This window comes from Sinorhizobium kostiense, assembly GCF_017874595.1.
GTDB classification, from domain to species: domain Bacteria; phylum Pseudomonadota; class Alphaproteobacteria; order Rhizobiales; family Rhizobiaceae; genus Sinorhizobium; species Sinorhizobium kostiense.
On sequence record NZ_JAGILA010000012.1, the window covers coordinates 74,860 to 91,710 of the forward strand.

14 protein-coding genes are annotated in these 16,851 nt (G+C 62.1%); 8 read left to right on the top strand and 6 right to left on the bottom strand.

What is annotated here, in order from left to right; all coding sequences use genetic code 11:
- The first annotated feature begins 131 nt into the window (after positions 1-131).
- Together J2Z31_RS28535 and J2Z31_RS28540 are read left to right on the top strand one after the other, a co-directional pair.
- Complete coding sequence (locus J2Z31_RS28535; RefSeq protein ID WP_209607055.1) at positions 132-902, top strand: NAD kinase; 771 nt, start codon at positions 132-134, stop codon at positions 900-902.
- A 103-nt stretch (positions 903-1,005) separates the two neighbouring features.
- Positions 1,006-1,503 carry a hypothetical protein gene (locus J2Z31_RS28540; RefSeq protein ID WP_209607057.1) on the top strand — a complete coding sequence of 166 codons (498 nt, stop codon included), beginning with the start codon at positions 1,006-1,008 and terminating at the stop codon, positions 1,501-1,503.
- Positions 1,504-1,644: 141 nt separating this feature from the next.
- Here J2Z31_RS28540 and prfB read toward each other — a convergent pair.
- The 3 genes from prfB to J2Z31_RS28555 all read right to left on the bottom strand — a co-directional run bounded on the left by prfB (position 1,645) and on the right by J2Z31_RS28555 (position 6,930).
- A protein-coding gene (gene prfB / locus J2Z31_RS28545) for a peptide chain release factor 2 (RefSeq protein WP_209607059.1) occupies positions 1,645-2,776 on the bottom strand; the annotation gives its coding sequence in 2 pieces (ribosomal slippage) (positions 1,645-2,706 and positions 2,708-2,776; 1,131 coding nt in all).
- Positions 2,777-2,869: 93 nt separating this feature from the next.
- On the bottom strand, positions 2,870-5,326 hold the full coding sequence (locus J2Z31_RS28550) for a penicillin-binding protein 1A (protein WP_209607062.1): 2,457 nt from the start codon (positions 5,324-5,326) through the stop codon (positions 2,870-2,872).
- 362 nt (positions 5,327-5,688) lie between these two features.
- Positions 5,689-6,930 (bottom strand): N-acetylmuramoyl-L-alanine amidase, encoded by a 1,242-nt coding sequence (locus J2Z31_RS28555; RefSeq protein ID WP_408022072.1) that lies wholly within the window; start codon positions 6,928-6,930, stop codon positions 5,689-5,691.
- Positions 6,931-7,679: 749 nt separating this feature from the next.
- On the opposite strand from J2Z31_RS28555, the gene J2Z31_RS28560 reads away from it, so the two are divergent.
- Entirely contained in the window at positions 7,680-10,475 is a 2,796-nt protein-coding gene (locus J2Z31_RS28560) for an Rne/Rng family ribonuclease (protein ID WP_209607065.1), read from the top strand.
- Positions 10,476-10,593: 118 nt separating this feature from the next.
- On the opposite strand, the gene J2Z31_RS28565 is transcribed toward J2Z31_RS28560, so the two are convergent.
- Entirely contained in the window at positions 10,594-11,751 is a 1,158-nt protein-coding gene (locus J2Z31_RS28565) for a pyridoxal phosphate-dependent aminotransferase (protein WP_209607067.1), read from the bottom strand.
- Positions 11,752-11,981: 230 nt separating this feature from the next.
- Between J2Z31_RS28565 and J2Z31_RS28570 the strand changes: the two genes are divergently transcribed.
- The 5 genes from J2Z31_RS28570 to aat all read left to right on the top strand — a co-directional run bounded on the left by J2Z31_RS28570 (position 11,982) and on the right by aat (position 15,802).
- Positions 11,982-12,746 carry a DsbA family protein gene (locus J2Z31_RS28570; RefSeq protein WP_209607069.1) on the top strand — a complete coding sequence of 255 codons (765 nt, stop codon included), beginning with the start codon at positions 11,982-11,984 and terminating at the stop codon, positions 12,744-12,746.
- A gap of 128 nt (positions 12,747-12,874) precedes the next feature.
- Positions 12,875-13,321 (top strand): type II 3-dehydroquinate dehydratase, encoded by a 447-nt coding sequence (gene aroQ, locus J2Z31_RS28575; RefSeq protein ID WP_209607071.1) that lies wholly within the window; start codon positions 12,875-12,877, stop codon positions 13,319-13,321.
- Between the two features lie 23 nt (positions 13,322-13,344).
- Positions 13,345-13,824, top strand: coding sequence for an acetyl-CoA carboxylase biotin carboxyl carrier protein (gene accB / locus J2Z31_RS28580; RefSeq protein WP_209607073.1), 480 nt, complete (start codon positions 13,345-13,347; stop codon positions 13,822-13,824).
- Between the two features lie 10 nt (positions 13,825-13,834).
- Positions 13,835-15,178, top strand: a complete 1,344-nt coding sequence (gene accC, locus J2Z31_RS28585; RefSeq protein ID WP_209607075.1) for an acetyl-CoA carboxylase biotin carboxylase subunit — start codon at positions 13,835-13,837, stop codon at positions 15,176-15,178.
- 9 nt (positions 15,179-15,187) lie between these two features.
- Complete coding sequence (gene aat, locus J2Z31_RS28590; RefSeq protein ID WP_209607077.1) at positions 15,188-15,802, top strand: leucyl/phenylalanyl-tRNA--protein transferase; 615 nt, start codon at positions 15,188-15,190, stop codon at positions 15,800-15,802.
- Positions 15,803-15,852: 50 nt separating this feature from the next.
- Here aat and J2Z31_RS28595 read toward each other — a convergent pair whose 3' ends face one another.
- Together J2Z31_RS28595 and J2Z31_RS28600 are read right to left on the bottom strand one after the other, a co-directional pair.
- A complete protein-coding gene (locus tag J2Z31_RS28595) occupies positions 15,853-16,245 on the bottom strand; it encodes a DUF2155 domain-containing protein (RefSeq protein ID WP_408022073.1) in 393 nt (130 codons plus the stop codon).
- A 178-nt stretch (positions 16,246-16,423) separates the two neighbouring features.
- Positions 16,424-16,819 carry an NADH:ubiquinone oxidoreductase subunit NDUFA12 gene (locus J2Z31_RS28600; RefSeq protein WP_209607080.1) on the bottom strand — a complete coding sequence of 132 codons (396 nt, stop codon included), beginning with the start codon at positions 16,817-16,819 and terminating at the stop codon, positions 16,424-16,426.
- Positions 16,820-16,851: the final 32 nt, after the last annotated feature.

Sequence of the window (16,851 nt, forward strand, 5' to 3'; positions counted from 1 at the left end):
GGAGTTACCATATTCTCTTTCCGTGTAAAGCAAAAATGCGGATTCCCTCGATTTTTCGGGTGCGCCGGTCGCACGGGCGTGCCAGAAATCGAGCATGGCTCCACTGCCGCAATGACCAACGGACTGAATTCATGGCCCAGTTCAGCACACTCGCCTTCATCGCTTCACCGACGGAAGAGGCCCAGAAGGCAGCGAGGGAACTCACGGAAGTCTACGGCGACCACAACCCGGAAGAGGCCGACGTGATCGTCGCGCTCGGCGGCGACGGCTTCATGCTGCACACGCTGCACAAGACGATGAATTCCGGCAAGCGCGTCTATGGCATGAATCGCGGCTCGGTCGGGTTCCTCATGAACCGCTACAGCACGAAGAACCTGCGCGAGCGCATCGCCAGTGCGGTTGAAAATGCCTTCCATCCGCTTGAGATGACCACAGCCGACGTCCATGGCAACGCGTTTACTGCGCTGGCGATCAACGAGGTCTATCTCTTCCGGCAGTCCTATCAGGCCGCCAAGCTCAAGGTTATCGTCGACGGCAAGGTACGGCTTGACGAACTGACCTGCGATGGCCTTCTCCTTGCAACGCCCGCCGGCTCGACGGCTTACAATCTCTCAGCGCACGGACCGATCCTGCCGCTCGAGGCTCCCCTCCTCGCGCTGACCCCCGTCAGTCCCTTCAGGCCGCGGCGTTGGCGCGGTGCTCTACTGCCCAACCACGTCACCGTCGAGATCGATATCCTCGAAGCGGAAAAGCGCCCGGTCAACGCCGTTGCGGACCATCAGGAGGTCAAATCGGTCGTCAAGGTGACGATCGCGGAATCGGAGAAACTTACGGCGCGCATCCTATCCGACCCGGACCATTCCTGGTCGGACCGCATCCTCGCCGAGCAGTTCTCCCATTGAATTCGCGGTGCGGCGCGGTCGCGATATGGCTCAAAGCGGCAAACTTCGGAGCCTTCGCACCGTCAGAGGATCGATCGGCCGAACGGCAAAGGAATATTCGACAATGTTAAAGACGCTCTTGTTCGCACTCGGCCTGGCACTGCCCACGGGCGCACTGGCGCAAGAAGCGGACATCCTTCCCCCGAATGTCATTTTCGTCACGAGCACCGGCTACTGGGAAGAAAGTGCCGGAGGACTTTCCGGCGACAGGACAGGTGTGGACGGCAATGCGGCCGGGATGAAGGGTGATGCAGGACAACGCGGCTATTACAAGCTCGTCGCCGTGCGCCAGTCCGACGGAACCGCTGAGATACATCTGCAACAGATCGCGCTCGGGCCGGCGGGGCCCGAGGTCGTTTCATCCGCCGAATTGGACGAGTTCACCGCGTTGAAACCCTACGTCACCGACATTCGCCCCGAGACGTCGACCGGCGTCACGCGGCAGCCCGGCATGTTTGCGACGGTCTATCTGAAGACCGATCCGTCGGCGGCGGAACCGGAGTCCTGGACGGTGCTGATCGACGATCTCGGCGAGATCAAGATCGAACGCGCGACGAACTGATAAAGGAGCGGGCCGCAGGGATGAGAATTGCCCCTCTTCAAGGGTTTAACCCGAGGGAGGACTAACCCTCTTCCCGCTCGCGGAGAGAGGGGCGCCCATCGGAACGGGCACCACCAGTGGCGATCTCGGTTGGGAGGCTTATCAGCTCAGGTCCTCGACGATCGCGTCGGCTCCGCCGCTAACTCGATGAGCGAGGGCGGCTTCCATGAAGTCGTTGAGCTCACCGTCGAGCACGTCGCCTGGGCTCGTGCTTTCCACACCGGTCCGCAAGTCCTTCACCAACTGATACGGCTGCAGGACATAGGAGCGGATCTGGTGGCCCCAGCCGATCTCGGTCTTGGAGGCTGCTTCGGCGTTTGCCGCTTCTTCCCGCTTCTTCAGCTCCGCCTCGTAAAGGCGTGCGCGCAGCATGTCCCAGGCCTTGGCGCGGTTCTTGTGCTGCGAGCGTTCCTGCTGGCACTGCACGACGATACCGCTCGGCATGTGCGTGATGCGCACCGCCGAGTCGGTCGTGTTGACGTGCTGGCCGCCGGCACCCGAGGAGCGATAGGTATCGATGCGGCAATCGCTCTCGTTGATGTCGATCTGGATCGAATCGTCAACGACCGGATAGACCCAGATGGACGAGAACGAAGTGTGGCGACGCGCATTGCTGTCGTAAGGCGAGATGCGGACGAGCCGGTGGACGCCGGATTCCGTCTTCAGCCAACCATAGGCGTTGTGGCCCTTGACGAGCAGCGTCGCCGACTTGATGCCGGCCTCTTCACCGTCCTGAATTTCCAGGAGCTCCACCTTGTAGCCCTGGCGTTCGGCCCAGCGGCTGTACATGCGAAGCAGCATGTTGGCCCAATCCTGGCTTTCCGTGCCGCCGGCCCCCGAATGGACCTCGAGATAGGTGTCGTTCTGGTCGGCCTCGCCGGAAAGCATCGCCTCGACCTGCTTCTTCGCAGCCTCGCTGCGCAACTGCCGGAGCGCTTCCTCGGCCTCGCTGACGATGGCCGAATCGCCTTCCTCTTCCCCGAGCTCGATCAGTTCGATGTTGTCCTTGAGCTGCTGCTCGAACCGACGCAGGCCGTTGATGCTATCGTCGAGCTGCTGGCGCTCGCGCATCAGTTTCTGCGCCTCGGCGGCGTCGTTCCAGAGCGAAGGGTCCTCCGCCTTGTTGTTCAACCAGTCCAGTCGTCTTACCGCCTGATCCCAGTCAAAGATGCCTCCTCAGCAGGCTTATGGCCTGCTTGATTTCGTCGACAATGTTCTCGATTTCGCTGCGCATGATCCTGTTTCTTGTCGTTGTCGGATTGTGAGCGTCAAATAACGATGCCCGCCGCCGATGTAAAGGCGACGGGGACAGCCTGACGGGAAGCGATCAGAAGAGGCCGTTCGAACCGGAGGTCACGGCCTGGTTGGCCTGCGGCGAGTTCTTCAGGATCTCCTCCGGCGGTGCGTATTCGTCGACGTCGCCGATGACAGAGAAGGAGTCGGCGGGTCCGGTGCCCGGTTTGAATGCCTCGATGATCGTGTCCGGTTCCCCTTCGAAGGCCGCCATGCCGGTCTTGCGATTGACGGCTGTGAGGCTCATGCCTTCCGGAACGACGAACTTGCCGGGGCGCGTGCCCTTGACCGCCTCCTGCATGAAAGCATTGAAGATCGGAGCGGCCAGACTGCCGCCGGTCGCACCGCGGCCGAGCGGGGCCGGGTCGTCAAAGCCCAGATAGAGCCCGGCGACGATATCCGGCGTGTAGCCGACGAACCAGGCATCCTTCTCGTCGTTGGTCGTGCCGGTCTTGCCAGCCACGGGGCGGTCGAGCTTGATCTTGCCTGCTGCCGTGCCTCGCGTGATGACTCCCTCCATCATGGAGGTGATCTGATAGGAGGTCATGGGATCGAGCACCTGCATGCGGTTGTCGGTCAAGACTGGCTCTTCCTGTTCCGCCCAATCATCGGCATTGCAATTTTCGCAGGTACGGTCCTCGTGGCGGAAGATCGTTTTGCCAAAGCGGTCCTGGATGCGGTCGATCAGCGATGGCTTGATCTGCTTGCCGCCATTGGCAAGGACCGAGTAGGCGGAGACCATGCGCAGCACCGTCGTCTCGCCGGAACCGAGCGACATGGAAAGCAGGGGCTGCATCTTGTCATAGATGCCGAAGCGCTCCGCATATTCGGCGACGAGGTTCATTCCCATGTCGTTGGCGAGCCGCACCGTCATCAAGTTGCGCGATTTTTCGATGCCGAGGCGCAGCGTCGAGGGACCGGCGGACCCACCGCCATAGTTTTCCGGACGCCAGACCTGGCCGCCGGCGACGATCTCGATCGGCGCATCCAGGATCACCGAAGCGGGCGTGTAGCCACTGTCGAGCGCCGCGGCATAGACGAAGGGCTTGAAGGCGGACCCCGGCTGGCGCATCGCCTGCGTCGCGCGGTTGAATTCCGACTGGGCGTAGGAGAAACCGCCGACCATTGCCAGCACGCGCCCCGTGTGCGGATCCATCGCCACCAGTCCACCCTGGACCTTCGGCGGCTGGCGAAGGCGGTATTCGCCCTTCTCCTCGCTGAGGGGTTCGACATAGACGACGTCGCCCGGCCCGAACACGCCTTCCGGCGATCTCGCCGTCTTGCGGTCGCCTCGGGCGGAGCGATAGGCCCATTGCATGTTCTTCGCCGCAATATGCCCGGTCACGCGTTCGGCGACGATCTTGCCGGAGGCTTCCTTCTCCGGCTGGATGCCGACGACAGCACCTTCGCTATCGACGGAGAGCACGACCGCGAGCTTCCATTCCGGAACGTCGCTCAGTGCCGCGACCTTGCTCAGCGGCTCACCCCAATCACCGCCAATCTCGATCGTGCTGATGGGGCCGTGGAAACCGCGGCGCTCGTCGTAACTCGTGAGGCCTTGCTGCAACGCCTTGCGGGCGATCACCTGCAGGTCGGGATCGAGCGAGGTGCGCACAGAAAGGCCGCCCTCGTAAAGAGCATTGTCGCCATACTTCTGGATGATCTGCCGGCGGACCTCCTCGGCGAAGTAGTCGGAAGCGAAAAGGTGAGCACCGCCACGGCGAGGCGTGACGCCGAGCGGCTGCTTCTTCGCGTCCTCTCCGTCCGCCTTGGCCACGTAGCCGTTCTCGACCATTCGGTCGATTACCCAGTTGCGGCGCTCGATAGCCGCTTCCGTCTTGCGGAACGGATGATAATTGGCCGGCCCCTTCGGGAGAGCGGCCAGATAAGCGCTCTCGGCGACGGTCAATTCGGTGACCGACTTGTCGAAATAGGTCAGCGACGCTCCGGCGATGCCATAGGCATTCAGCCCGAAGAAGATCTCGTTGAGGTAGAGCTCGAGGATGCGATCCTTGCTGTAGGCCTGCTCGATGCGGAAGGAAAGGATCGCCTCCTTGATCTTGCGGTCGATCGTCTGGTCGGCGGAGAGCAGGAAGTTCTTCGCGACCTGCTGCGTGATCGTCGAGGCGCCGACGGGCCGCCGGCCGGAGCCGAGATTCTGGACGTTGACGGCTATGGCCCGGACGAGACCGGTGACGTCGATACCCGGATGCTGATAGAAATTCTTGTCTTCGGCGGAAATGAAGGCGGCCTTCACGCGGTCCGGTATGGCCTGGATCGGCAGATAGAGGCGGCGCTCGCGCGCATATTCGGCAATCAGTTCGCCATTGCCTGCGTGGAACCGGGTGGTTACCGGCGGCGCGTATTTTGCCAGCACCTCATAGTCAGGCAAATCCTTCGTAATGGCGGCGACGTAGAGCGCGACCGCCCCGGCGACACCCAGCAGCAGAAACGCACCAATGCCGAAAAAATATCCAATAAGCCTGATCATCAGTCAGATACCGGTACCTGTTTATCGCCCATTCGCGAAGCCTCCGATTTCGAAAGTCCCACTTTCGCAAACACGTTGGCCCCGCCAAACTCTTCCGTCAGAAATCGTCTGGTATTGCAGCTATACGCCTAGCGGGCTCCCTCATATGGCGAGGAAGCCCACGCATCAACACCGTTTCCCAACAAAACGGGACGCCCCTCCCCCCAAAGGCCCGGATTGTGAGTAAAATAGGGCTGGTCCTCGATTATCCCGCGCGCATCCGCGTCAAAACATACCGCTGTTACAGGAGCGACACAAATCACATCCGGCGCGCGGCGGCTTGGGATCGTGGAACCGAGTGACCCGCTTCCGAGCGATCGGGATCAGCCGCCGTTCGCAACCGCTGCTTGCCGATAGCGTTGGACGGCACTCGCGATCAGGCCCGATACCTTCTTGCGCCATTCCGGGTCGAGCAGCAATTTCTCGTCCTCCGTATTGGAGAGAAAGCCGAGTTCGAGCAGCACCGAAGGTACGTCAGGCGCCTGCAGGACGCGGAACCCGGCGTAACGGTGGGGATTGTTGATCAGCTGAATCTGCCCTTCGAAGGAAGAAACGACGCTGCGGGCCAGATTGATCGAGAACGCCTGGGTCTCGCGCCGCGTCAGGTCGATCAGGATGTCCGCGACCTCCGGCGGTTCGCTTTCGAAGGGCATGCCGGCGATCTCGTCGGAGAGGTTTTCGCGCGCCGCCAGCTCGGCCGCGAGGTGGTCGGACGCCTTGTCGGAAATCGTATAGACTGTGGCGCCGCGAATATCCTTCTGCTTCAACGTGTCGGCATGAACGGAAATAAAGAGGTTGGCGTTTCGCTGCCGCGCTATCTGGACGCGCTGCGGCAAGGAAAGAAACTCGTCGCGTTCCCGCGTCAAAAACGCCTCGACGCCAGCCTCACGGCTGAGCGTCTCCACGAGAACCCGCGCAAAGTCGAGGGTGACTTGCTTCTCCTCGATCTTGCTCGCGGTGCCGATCGCGCCGGTGTCGATGCCGCCGTGCCCCGGGTCGACGGCTATGATAAAGGCGCCTGGGGTCTTGGCTGGCGCGACCGGCCGATCGGCTTTGGTGGCGCGGACGGTGCCGGTCCATGTCTGCTCGCGCAGGAGTTTTTCGAAGCGCGCCCCACCGATCCGTTCGGCGTCAAGCACAAGGCGGAAGCCTTTGCCGTCTTCGTCCGGCATCACTTCGGCATGGGTTATCTCCGTCGGCCCTCTGGCGGAGAGAACGAGTCTGGAGGCCCCTGCCCCCATCCCGCCATAGCGGATCTCATTGAAGAGACCCCTCGGCTCGAGACTTTCCGGTTTCAGCCCGAAGGACGTCTCAGGCAGGTCCACGATGACGCGAACCGGATTGGAGACATAGTGAACCGAGTAATCAGGCTTCCGGTCGAAGGATATGACGAGCCGTGTACGCGCATCGTCGCCGGCGATTCGCGCACTGAAGGCGAGCAGCGGCGGTGGCCCGTCGGCGCCATGGCCCGTCGACGGCAGCATGAAGGCGAATGTTGCGAACAGTACGGCGAAGGAGCGCATGGCGCGCCCGAACCGTCCGGTCACGAACACAGCCCGCAGCATTGTTACCGAAAGCCTCACCTCAACTCCCCCGTCCATCCTTTGCACATGCCGAAGCGCCGCGCTCCTTCATGCCGGCCCCGTGACTACCCAACCAATGCCCCTCCATGGTTAACCAAAGCTTGACGCGGGTCCGGCGGCGGCGAATCGATCAGGTTCCAGGCTCTCATACCGCCATCCTGCCCGTGTTTTCACCCCTTCAAGTGAATCGATCAATATTGTGGCAGCACAGGCTTTTCCCTTGCCAATGTGACATAGAAAACATAAAAGCGTCACAAGGAGAAAGTGTTGACGGGATAGAATCGTCGGCCGGGCAGCCGGAGCTTTCCCGAGCTTGGCGCCAGGAGTGATCGAGCCGGACAGCCGGTTGCAACCGTGTCGTGTTTCCGCGGCCGCAGGTATTCATCCGCCGTCGCCGCATTTCCTCCTTCTGGATCGCAAATTTCCGGCGGTGGCCGGAGTTCTTCATGGTGATTTTCACCGAGATGCCCGCAAGCGGGCGTATTCATCGGGCCTCCTCTCGGAGGCCCAGGACATTGGCATTCTTGTTTGGTCTTTGATGTGAATCAGCAGTATCGGTCAGAAGTAGAGAGGCCCCGGGACGTGACCGTTCCGGCTGCCGTCTGGCTGCTGCACCATCGCTTGCGCCAAACAGGACCTATCACATCCGGCGCAGCTTCCGACGTCTTGGGCAGGCTTCCTTTAGAAGCGATCCTGTCTGCCGTCCGCCTGCGCCGAGGAGCACAGCTTAGATGGCAGAGAAAATGCTTATCGATGCGTCCCACTCAGAGGAGACGCGCGTCGTTGTCGTTCGCGGGAACCGCATAGAAGAATTCGATTTCGAATCGGAGCACAAGAAGCAGATCCGCGGCAATATCTACCTGGCGAAGGTTACCCGGGTGGAGCCTTCGCTCCAGGCCGCCTTCGTCGATTACGGCGGCAACCGCCATGGCTTTCTGGCCTTTGCCGAAATCCACCCCGACTACTACCAGATTCCGCTTGCCGATCGTCAGGCGCTCCTGAAGGCAGAAGCCGAGGAGGCGCGCCGGGAGGAAGAGAGCGAGCCGCTCGAACCCGTAGCCGAGCGGCAGACCGCTGCCGAGGCGAAAGCCGAGCCGGTCGTGGCGACGGAAACGGCAGAGTCAGCCGAGCCGGTAGAGGACGTTGCCGAAGCTGCCGCCGAAAAGCCGAAGGCCAAGGCGAAGCCGAAGCGCACCCGCCGCACGAAATCGAAGGCCAGCGAGGAGGCCGCCGAGACGGAAGGTTCCGAAGATGCAGGCCAGGCTGGCGGCGAGATGGCTGCCATGGTCGACACCGATGCGATCTCAGAGGAGGTCGATACTCGCCGGCGCGGTGACGAGGACGACGACGACAACCATGACGGCGAGAACGAAGTAATCGAGTCGGTCGGCGCCGAAGACGCGATGGAAGAGGTTCCGGATCGACAAAGCCGCAAGCCGCGCAAGCAATATCGCATCCAGGAAGTCATCAAGCGCCGCCAGATCCTCCTGGTTCAGGTCGCCAAGGAAGAGCGCGGCAACAAGGGCGCCGCGCTGACGACCTATCTTTCACTCGCAGGTCGCTACTCGGTGCTGATGCCGAACACCGCCCGCGGCGGCGGCATCTCCCGTAAGATCACAAATCTGCAGGATCGCAAGCGTCTGAAGGAGATCGCCCGCGGCCTCGATGTACCGCAGGGCATGGGCGTGATCCTGCGCACGGCCGGTGCGAACCGTACAAAGGTCGAAATCAAGCGCGACTTCGAGTATCTGATGCGACTTTGGGAGAACGTCCGCACGCTGACGTTGAACTCGACCGCGCCGTGCCTCGTTTACGAGGAAGGCAGCCTGATCAAGCGCTCGATCCGCGACCTCTACAACAAGGACATCAACGAGATCATCGTTTCCGGCGAAGAAGGCTACCGTGAAGCCAAGAGCTTCATGAAGATGCTGATGCCGAGCCACGCGAAGGTCGTGCAGCCCTATCGCGATGTGCACCCGATCTTCTCGCGCTCCGGCATCGAAGCGCAGCTCGACCGCATTTTGCAGCCGCAGGTGACGCTGAAGTCCGGCGGCTACATCATCATCAACCAGACCGAAGCGCTCGTCTCGATCGACGTGAACTCCGGCCGCTCGACGCGCGAGCACTCGATCGAGGATACGGCGCTCCAGACCAACCTCGAAGCCGCAGAGGAAGTGGCGCGGCAGTTGCGCCTGCGCGACCTCGCCGGCCTGATCGTCATCGACTTCATCGACATGGAGGAAAAGCGGAACAACCGCGCCGTCGAGAAGAAGCTCAAGGACTGCCTGAAGAACGACCGCGCCCGTATCCAAGTCGGCCGCATCTCGCATTTCGGCCTGCTTGAAATGTCGCGCCAGCGCATCCGTGCCTCGGTACTCGAAAGCACGATGCAGACCTGCCCGCATTGCAACGGCACGGGCCACATTCGATCCCAATCTTCCGTTGCGCTGCACGTGCTGCGCGGCATCGAGGAATATCTGCTGAAGAGCACCACGCATGATATCAACGTGCGGACGGTTCCGGAAATCGCGCTGTACCTACTTAATCACAAGCGGAGCACGATCAGGGACTACGAACAACGCTTCGGCGTTTCGATCATCGTCGAGGCGGATGCCCATGTCGGCGCGCAGCACTTCGCGATAGACCGCGGTGAGCCGGTGGAAAATCCGGTCAAGATCGAACAGCTCCTGCACTTCGAGCCGGAACCGGAAGAAGATGACATCGTCGTCGAAGAGGATCTGGACGGAGAGGAAGCCGAAGAAGCCGCCGAACGTCCGGAGCAACCGAAGGCGCAAGCCAATGACGATCAGGGTGGACGCAAACGCAAGCGTCGCCGTCGCCGGCGCGGCAAGGCGGCGGGCCAGGGCGCCGAAGCACTTGCGGCCGACGTCGGAGAAGCAGCCGTCGCAGCCGAGGAGGCCAATGGTGCCGAAGACGAAGACGAAGGCGAGGCCGACGATCAGGACGCCGATGCCCAGGACTCCGAAGCCATGGCGCTCGACGGCGACCAGAAGCGCAAGCGTCGCCGCCGCGGCAAGCGCGGTGGCCGCCGCAGCCGGACGGAAGAGGCAGAGGGCATAGCCGAAGAAGCAGCCGAGATTGAGGCTGGGGTAGAAGAGGCAGAGGAGTCCGTTGAGGCCGCAGACGTCGACGTTGCTGCGATTGCGGCCGTCGAGGGAACGGATGGCGATTCCGCGACGACCGCCCCGGCAACGGCGGAGGAACAAAAACCGGCAAAGCCGAAGCGTGCCCGCAAGAAAACGGCAAAAGCCGACGTCGCGGCAGAGAACGCCGACGCGACGGCCGAACAGACGGTCGAATCGAGACCGGATGAAGAGGCCCCCGCTCCGTCATTCGTAGAGGAGGCAGCGGCAGACCTCGAGGGCGCGAAACCCGCACGGGCAAATCGAGACCTGACGACGATCGCCTCCGAACCGGTGGTAACCTCCAACAAGCCCGAGGGCAGCGAAGGCGAGTCCGTCAAACCGAAGAAGGGCGGCTGGTGGCAGCGCCGCGGTTTCTTCTGAGGGATTCGACCTGCTGAAACGAAAGCCCGGGGCGCGCGCCCCGGGCATTTTTTTTTGATCTGTTTGTCACGAAAAGAGCCTAAGTCCTCGGCGTCGACCGGGGCGCCCAGGAGGACGGCTACTTCAGCCAACGAGCGATGCGGTCCATCGCTTCTGTCATCTCTTCCGCAGAGCCCGCATAGGAGAAGCGCATGGCGCGGTGCCCCTCCACCGGATCGAAATCGTGCCCGGGTGTTGCTGCGACATTGATCTCGGCCAGCATCCGACGTGCGAAGGCCATACTGTCATTGGTGAAACGGCTGACGTCCACATAGGCATAGAAGGCGCCGTCCATCGGGGAGGCGATCGAAAGACCGATTTCCGGCAGGCGCTTCAGCAACAGGTCTCGATTGGCGGCATAGGAACGCTTGTAGCCATCGAGTTCCTGCCGGGCGCCGAGCGCGGCTTCAGCGGCGATCTGCGAAAGCTCCGGCGGGGAAATGTAGAGGCTTTGGGCGATGCGCTCGAAAGCGCGCACCTGGGATTCGGGCAAGACCATCCAACCAATGCGCCAGCCCGTCATACAGTAGTATTTCGAAAAGGAATTGATCACGACGACGTCGTCGGAAACCTCGAGCGCGGTCGCCTCCTCGCCGGCGAACGTCAGCCCGTGGTAGATCTCGTCGGAAATGAAGGCGATCGACTGCGCCCGGCAGTACTCCGCCAGCGACTTCAACCGCGCCCTGCCCGTCACGGTCCCGGTCGGGTTGGCGGGGCTGGCGAGAAGCACGCCGCGCAACGGTCTGCCGGCCTCTGCGGCCGCCCGCTCAAGGCTTTCGGGCGTCAGGGTGAAACCGGTCTCGGCATTCGCTTCGATCTCGACCGCCCTCAGGCCGAGCGCCGCCATGATATTGCGGTAGGCGGGGTACCCGGGACGAGCAATCGCAACGCAATCGCCCGGATCAAAGAGCGCCAGAAAGGCGAGATTGAAGCCCGCCGACGAGCCGGTAGTGACCGCAATGCGCTGCGGATCGATGACTAGCCCGTGCCGGCCTTGGTAATCTTCGGCAATCGCCGTCTTCAAGGATAGCGTCCCGAGCGCATCCGTATAGCCGAGGCGGCCATCCTCGAGCGCCCGTCGTGCCGCCTCGAGCGCCGCTTTCGGAGCGGGATGAACCGGTTGGCCGACCGCCATCGAGATGACCGGGTGGCCGGCCTCGCGCCGCCGCGTGGCTTCGGCCAGGACATCCATTGCGTGGAACGGTTCGACCGCACTGCGTTTCGACATCTGTGTCAATGGCCGATCCTCACGAACTCTTCTGATGCCTGCCCCTTTGCCCGATCGTTTTGCGCTTCACAAGTGTGCGAGTGCCGCAATTCGGCCGATTTTGCCGTTTCGTTTCGCCGCCGCACACCCTATGCTCCCGTCTAGCCGGCAAAGCCGGGGAATTATCGTTGTCTTTCGAACACGCATCGACGCGACCGGAAAGGAACGATGGGCAGCGCAGGGAAGACAATGAGGAAGAGATGACACTCAGGAAGAAGATGATTGCCGCCGGAACGCTGGTCGCGCTCGCAGCCGGTACCCTGCCCCAGTCCGCAGCGGCCCTTGATGCGAAAGACAAGGAGGAACTGGGCGCTTTCGTTAAGGAATACCTGCTCGCCAACCCGGAAATCCTCCTGGAGGTACAGGAGGCCCTCGCCGCCAAGCAGCGGGCCAAGCAGCAGGAGGCGGCTGCGGCTGCGATCGCCGGCAACGAAAAGGCGATCTTCAACTCCGCCCATGACGTCGTCCTCGGCAATCCCAAGGGCGACGTCACGATCGTCGAATTTTTCGACTACAATTGCGGCTACTGCAAACGCGCGCTCTCCGATATGGACCAGATCCTCGCCAAGGACGACAACGTCCGCTTCGTGCTCAAGGAGCTTCCGATCCTCGGTCCCGACTCTCTGGCCGCGCACAAGGTGAGCGCCGCGTTCCGCGCGATCGCACCGGAAAAATACGGCGACTTCCATCGGGCACTCCTGGGTGGTGAGGATCGCGCGACGGAGGAAACGGCAATCGCCGTCGCCGTCAAGCTCGGCGTCGGCGAAGAGCAGTTGCGAGAGAAGATGGAAGACGATCCGCAGGATGCGGCGGTACGTGAGGCCTATTTGCTCGCAAACGATCTCGGCGTCACGGGCACGCCCTCCTACGTGATTGGCAATGAGGCGGTCTTCGGAGCCGTGGGCGCCGGCGAGCTGACGACCAAGGTTGCCAACATGCGTCAGTGCGGCAAGGCCACCTGCTGACCCGTTCCTCCCTTCAATCGACCCGAAAGCTCCGCGACTTGTGGACAAATCGCCGGGCTTGCCTGGGGGCTTTCCCTCGCGGAACCGTCGGTCTATAGGTAACCCTACATTATCGACCGGAATACCTTATGTCCTCGACCATCTTCGTGCTGAACGGCCCAAATTTGAACGCCCTCGGCAAGCGCGAGCCGGGCATCTACGGCGGCCAGACGCTGGCTGACATCGAGGCCATGTGCAAGGCGCAAGGCCAGGCGCTTGGTTTTGAAGTCGACTTCCGCCAGTCGAACCATGAGGGCGTGCTGGTCGACTGGCTGCACGAAGCCGGTGAGAAGGCAGCCGGCGTCGCAGTCAATCCCGGCGCCTACGGGCATACGTCGATCGCTATGCACGATGCCATTCGCGCGATCGCTGTCCCCGTCGTGGAACTGCATCTTTCGAACATTCATGCACGCGAAGAATTCCGCCACAAGTCGATGATCGCGCCAGCGGTCAAGGGCGTAATCTGCGGCTTCGGAGCGCAGAGTTACATTCTTGCGCTGCATGCGCTAAAGAACCTGACAGACAAGTCGAAATAAGAAGAACACGAGGCTCATATCCCATGGCTGAAAAGAAATCCGGTATCGATCAGGCGCTGATCCGCGATCTCGCCAATATCCTCAAGGAGACCGACCTGACCGAGATCGAAGTGGAACAGGAAGACCTGCGCATCCGCGTTTCGCGGAATGGCACGCCGGTCGCGATGTCCATGCCTGCGATGCCCACTTACCAGGTCCCACCTGCAGCCGCTGCAGCGCCCTTGCCCGGCGCGCCCGCACCGGCAGCCGTCGAGGCAGGCCATAACGCCAAGAACGCCATCACCGCTCCGATGGTCGGCACCGCCTATCTCGCCCCCGCTCCCGGCGCCCGCCCCTTCATCGAGGTCGGCGCGACGGTCAAGGAAGGCCAGACGATCCTGATCATCGAAGCGATGAAGACGATGAACCAGATCCCCGCGCCCCGCGCCGGCAAGGTGACCGAAATTCTCGTGCAGGACGCGGCCCCGGTCGAATACGGTGAACCCCTGATCGTGATCGAATAAGGCGGGGCGGATGATTTCGAAAATTCTCATTGCCAATCGCGGCGAAATCGCGCTCCGAGTGCTGCGCGCCTGCAAGGAACTCGGCATCGCCACCGTTGCGGTCCATTCGACCGCCGACAGCGATGCCATGCACGTCCGGCTCGCGGACGAAAGCGTCTGCATCGGCCCGCCTCCCTCTCGCGAAAGTTATCTGAACATCCACCAGATCGTCGCCGCCTGCGAGATCACCGGCGCCGATGCGGTTCATCCGGGCTATGGCTTCCTGTCTGAAAACGCCAAATTCGCCGACATCCTGGATGCACACGGCATCACCTTCATCGGGCCGACGGCGGAGCATATCCGCCTCATGGGCGACAAGATCACCGCCAAAAAGACGGCGGAAGAGCTCGGCATCCCCGTCGTTCCCGGCTCCCATGGAGAGGTCAAGCCCGAAGATGCGCTCAAGGTCGCCCGCAAGATCGGCTTTCCGGTCCTCATAAAGGCGACCGCCGGCGGCGGCGGCCGCGGCATGAAGGTGGCCAGGACCGAGGCGGATCTGGAAAACGCCGTCGCGACGGCGCGCGCCGAAGCGGCGGCTGCCTTCGGCAACGATGCCGTCTACATGGAGAAGTTCCTCACAAAACCGCGTCACATCGAGATCCAGGTGGTCGGCGATGGCGCAGGCAATGCGATCCACCTTGGTGAACGCGACTGCTCGCTCCAGCGCCGCCACCAAAAAGTCTGGGAAGAAGCCAACTCTCCGGCACTCAACGTCGATCAGCGCATGAAGATCGGCCAGGTCTGCGCGGACGCGATGAAGAAAATGAAGTATCGCGGCGCCGGCACGATCGAGTTCCTCTACGAGAACGGTGAGTTCTATTTCATCGAAATGAACACGCGCCTGCAGGTGGAGCACCCGATTACCGAAGCGATCACCGGAATCGACCTCGTGCACGAGCAGATTCGCGTCGCTTCTGGCGCCGGTCTGTCGGCCAAGCAGGAAGACATCGTCTTCTCCGGCCACGCCATCGAATGCCGCATCAATGCCGAGGATCCGCGCACTTTCGTCCCCTCCCCGGGCACGATCACCCATTTCCACGCGCCCGGCGGCCTCGGCGTGCGCGTCGATAGCGGCGCCTATCAGGGCTACCGAATTCCGCCCTACTACGACAGCCTGATCGGCAAGCTGATCGTGCACGGGCGCACACGGGTCGAATGCATGATGCGCTTGCGCCGCGTGCTGGACGAATTTGTCATCGACGGCATAAAGACGACCTTGCCGCTGTTCCAGGAATTGATCAACAATCAGGATATCGCCAACGGCGACTATGACATCCACTGGCTCGAGCATCATCTCGCCGCAACATCGGCATAGGGTACGGCATTGAAGGGGTCGCGCAGCAGAGAACCGGAAATTACCCCGGAAATGTTGTTGCGCGCCTATTCCATCGGTCTGTTCCCGATGGCCGATTCCGCCAACGACCCGGAACTCTTCTGGGTCGAGCCTGAAATCCGCGGCGTCATACCGCTGGACCGTTTCCACGTTTCGCGCAGTCTTGCCAAGACAATGCGCAGGCGCCCTTTTGAAATTCGCTGCGATACCGCATTCGAAGCGGTTGTCGAAGGGTGTGCGCGACCGGCGCCGGGTCGGCCGACGACCTGGATCAACCATAAGATCCGCGGGCTCTATGCCGCGCTCTACAGGATGGGCTATGCCCACAGCGTCGAGGCTTGGGAAGGCGACAAGCTCGTCGGCGGCCTCTACGGCGTCTCGCTTGGCGCCGCCTTTTTTGGCGAGAGCATGTTCTCGCTGCGACGGGACGCCTCGAAGATCTGCCTCGTCCATCTCGTCGAACGGCTACGCGCCAGAGGCTTCCAGCTGCTCGATACGCAATTTACCACCGAGCACCTGAAGGCCTTCGGCGCGATCGACGTGCCAAAAGCGGAATACGACCTTCTGCTCGCCAAGGCGATCGCTTCACCAAATCTGGATTTTTAGGCTAGTAGGACGGTAAAGTGGGGGGGGTCGCATGCAAGCCCCTAGCGAAATCACTGTTTCGCTGCGGTGTCCGGTGGCGGCACTTCGGACGTCGTCTTGCAGGATTGCAGCCAGACGTCATAGACGGGGTGCTCCACCGCATTGAGGCCGGGGCTATCGGCGAACATCCAGCCGGTGAAGATGCGCCGGATCTTGCGGTCGAGGGTGATCTCGTCGACCTCGACGAAGGTGGTCGTCTTCGGCGCCTCGGTTTCGTCTCGGCTGTGGCAGACGCGGGGCGTGACCTGCAGCGCCCCGAATTGCACCGTCTCGCCGATATAGACGTCGAAGGTTGTGATGCGGCCGGTGATCTTGTCAATGCCGGAAAAGACAGCGACGGCGTTGGAGAGGCGCGTGGCGCCCGCCGGGGCGGTAGTCGAAATTAGCGGCAAAGCCAGGAGCAACCCAAGTCCTGCCGGCCGAGCCAGACGACCGATCAAACCGCGCAGACTGAACTCTGCCATTCCCGCCATTCCCCGCGTGCTCGCTGTTATCCTGCTACCAAGCGCTAGACATGAATTGTGGCTGCGCCGTGGTCGGCTCTCGAGGTGGAGAGCGATGCGGTTGAGCCTGCCTCGATTTTTAAGAACGCGGCGTCCACGCGTCGTAGTCACCGGTCACGCGCGGGCGCTCGCCGGCGCGTGCGAGAGAACCTCTCGGCCGGTAGGCTTGGGGAGTGCCGGTCAGGTTCGGGCGATGCGGCTTCTGCCACTCGCGCGGAACATAATTGTCGTCAGCAGGAGCAATGTCGGTGCGATGATGCATCCAGCCATGCCAGCCGGGCGGAATGGCCGAGGCTTCGGCAGGACCGTTGTAAATAACCCAACGGCGGGTCCGGCCCTCGGAGTCCTTGCCGCCCTGGTAATAGACATTGCCGAACTCGTCTTCCCCGACGCGCTGGCCATGGCGCCAGGTGTGAAAGCGCGTACCGATCGTCTGTCCGTTCCACCAGGTGAAAATCTGCAGCAGGAGCTTCATAGGCGTCGTCCTTCACCGGCGATGGGACAGCC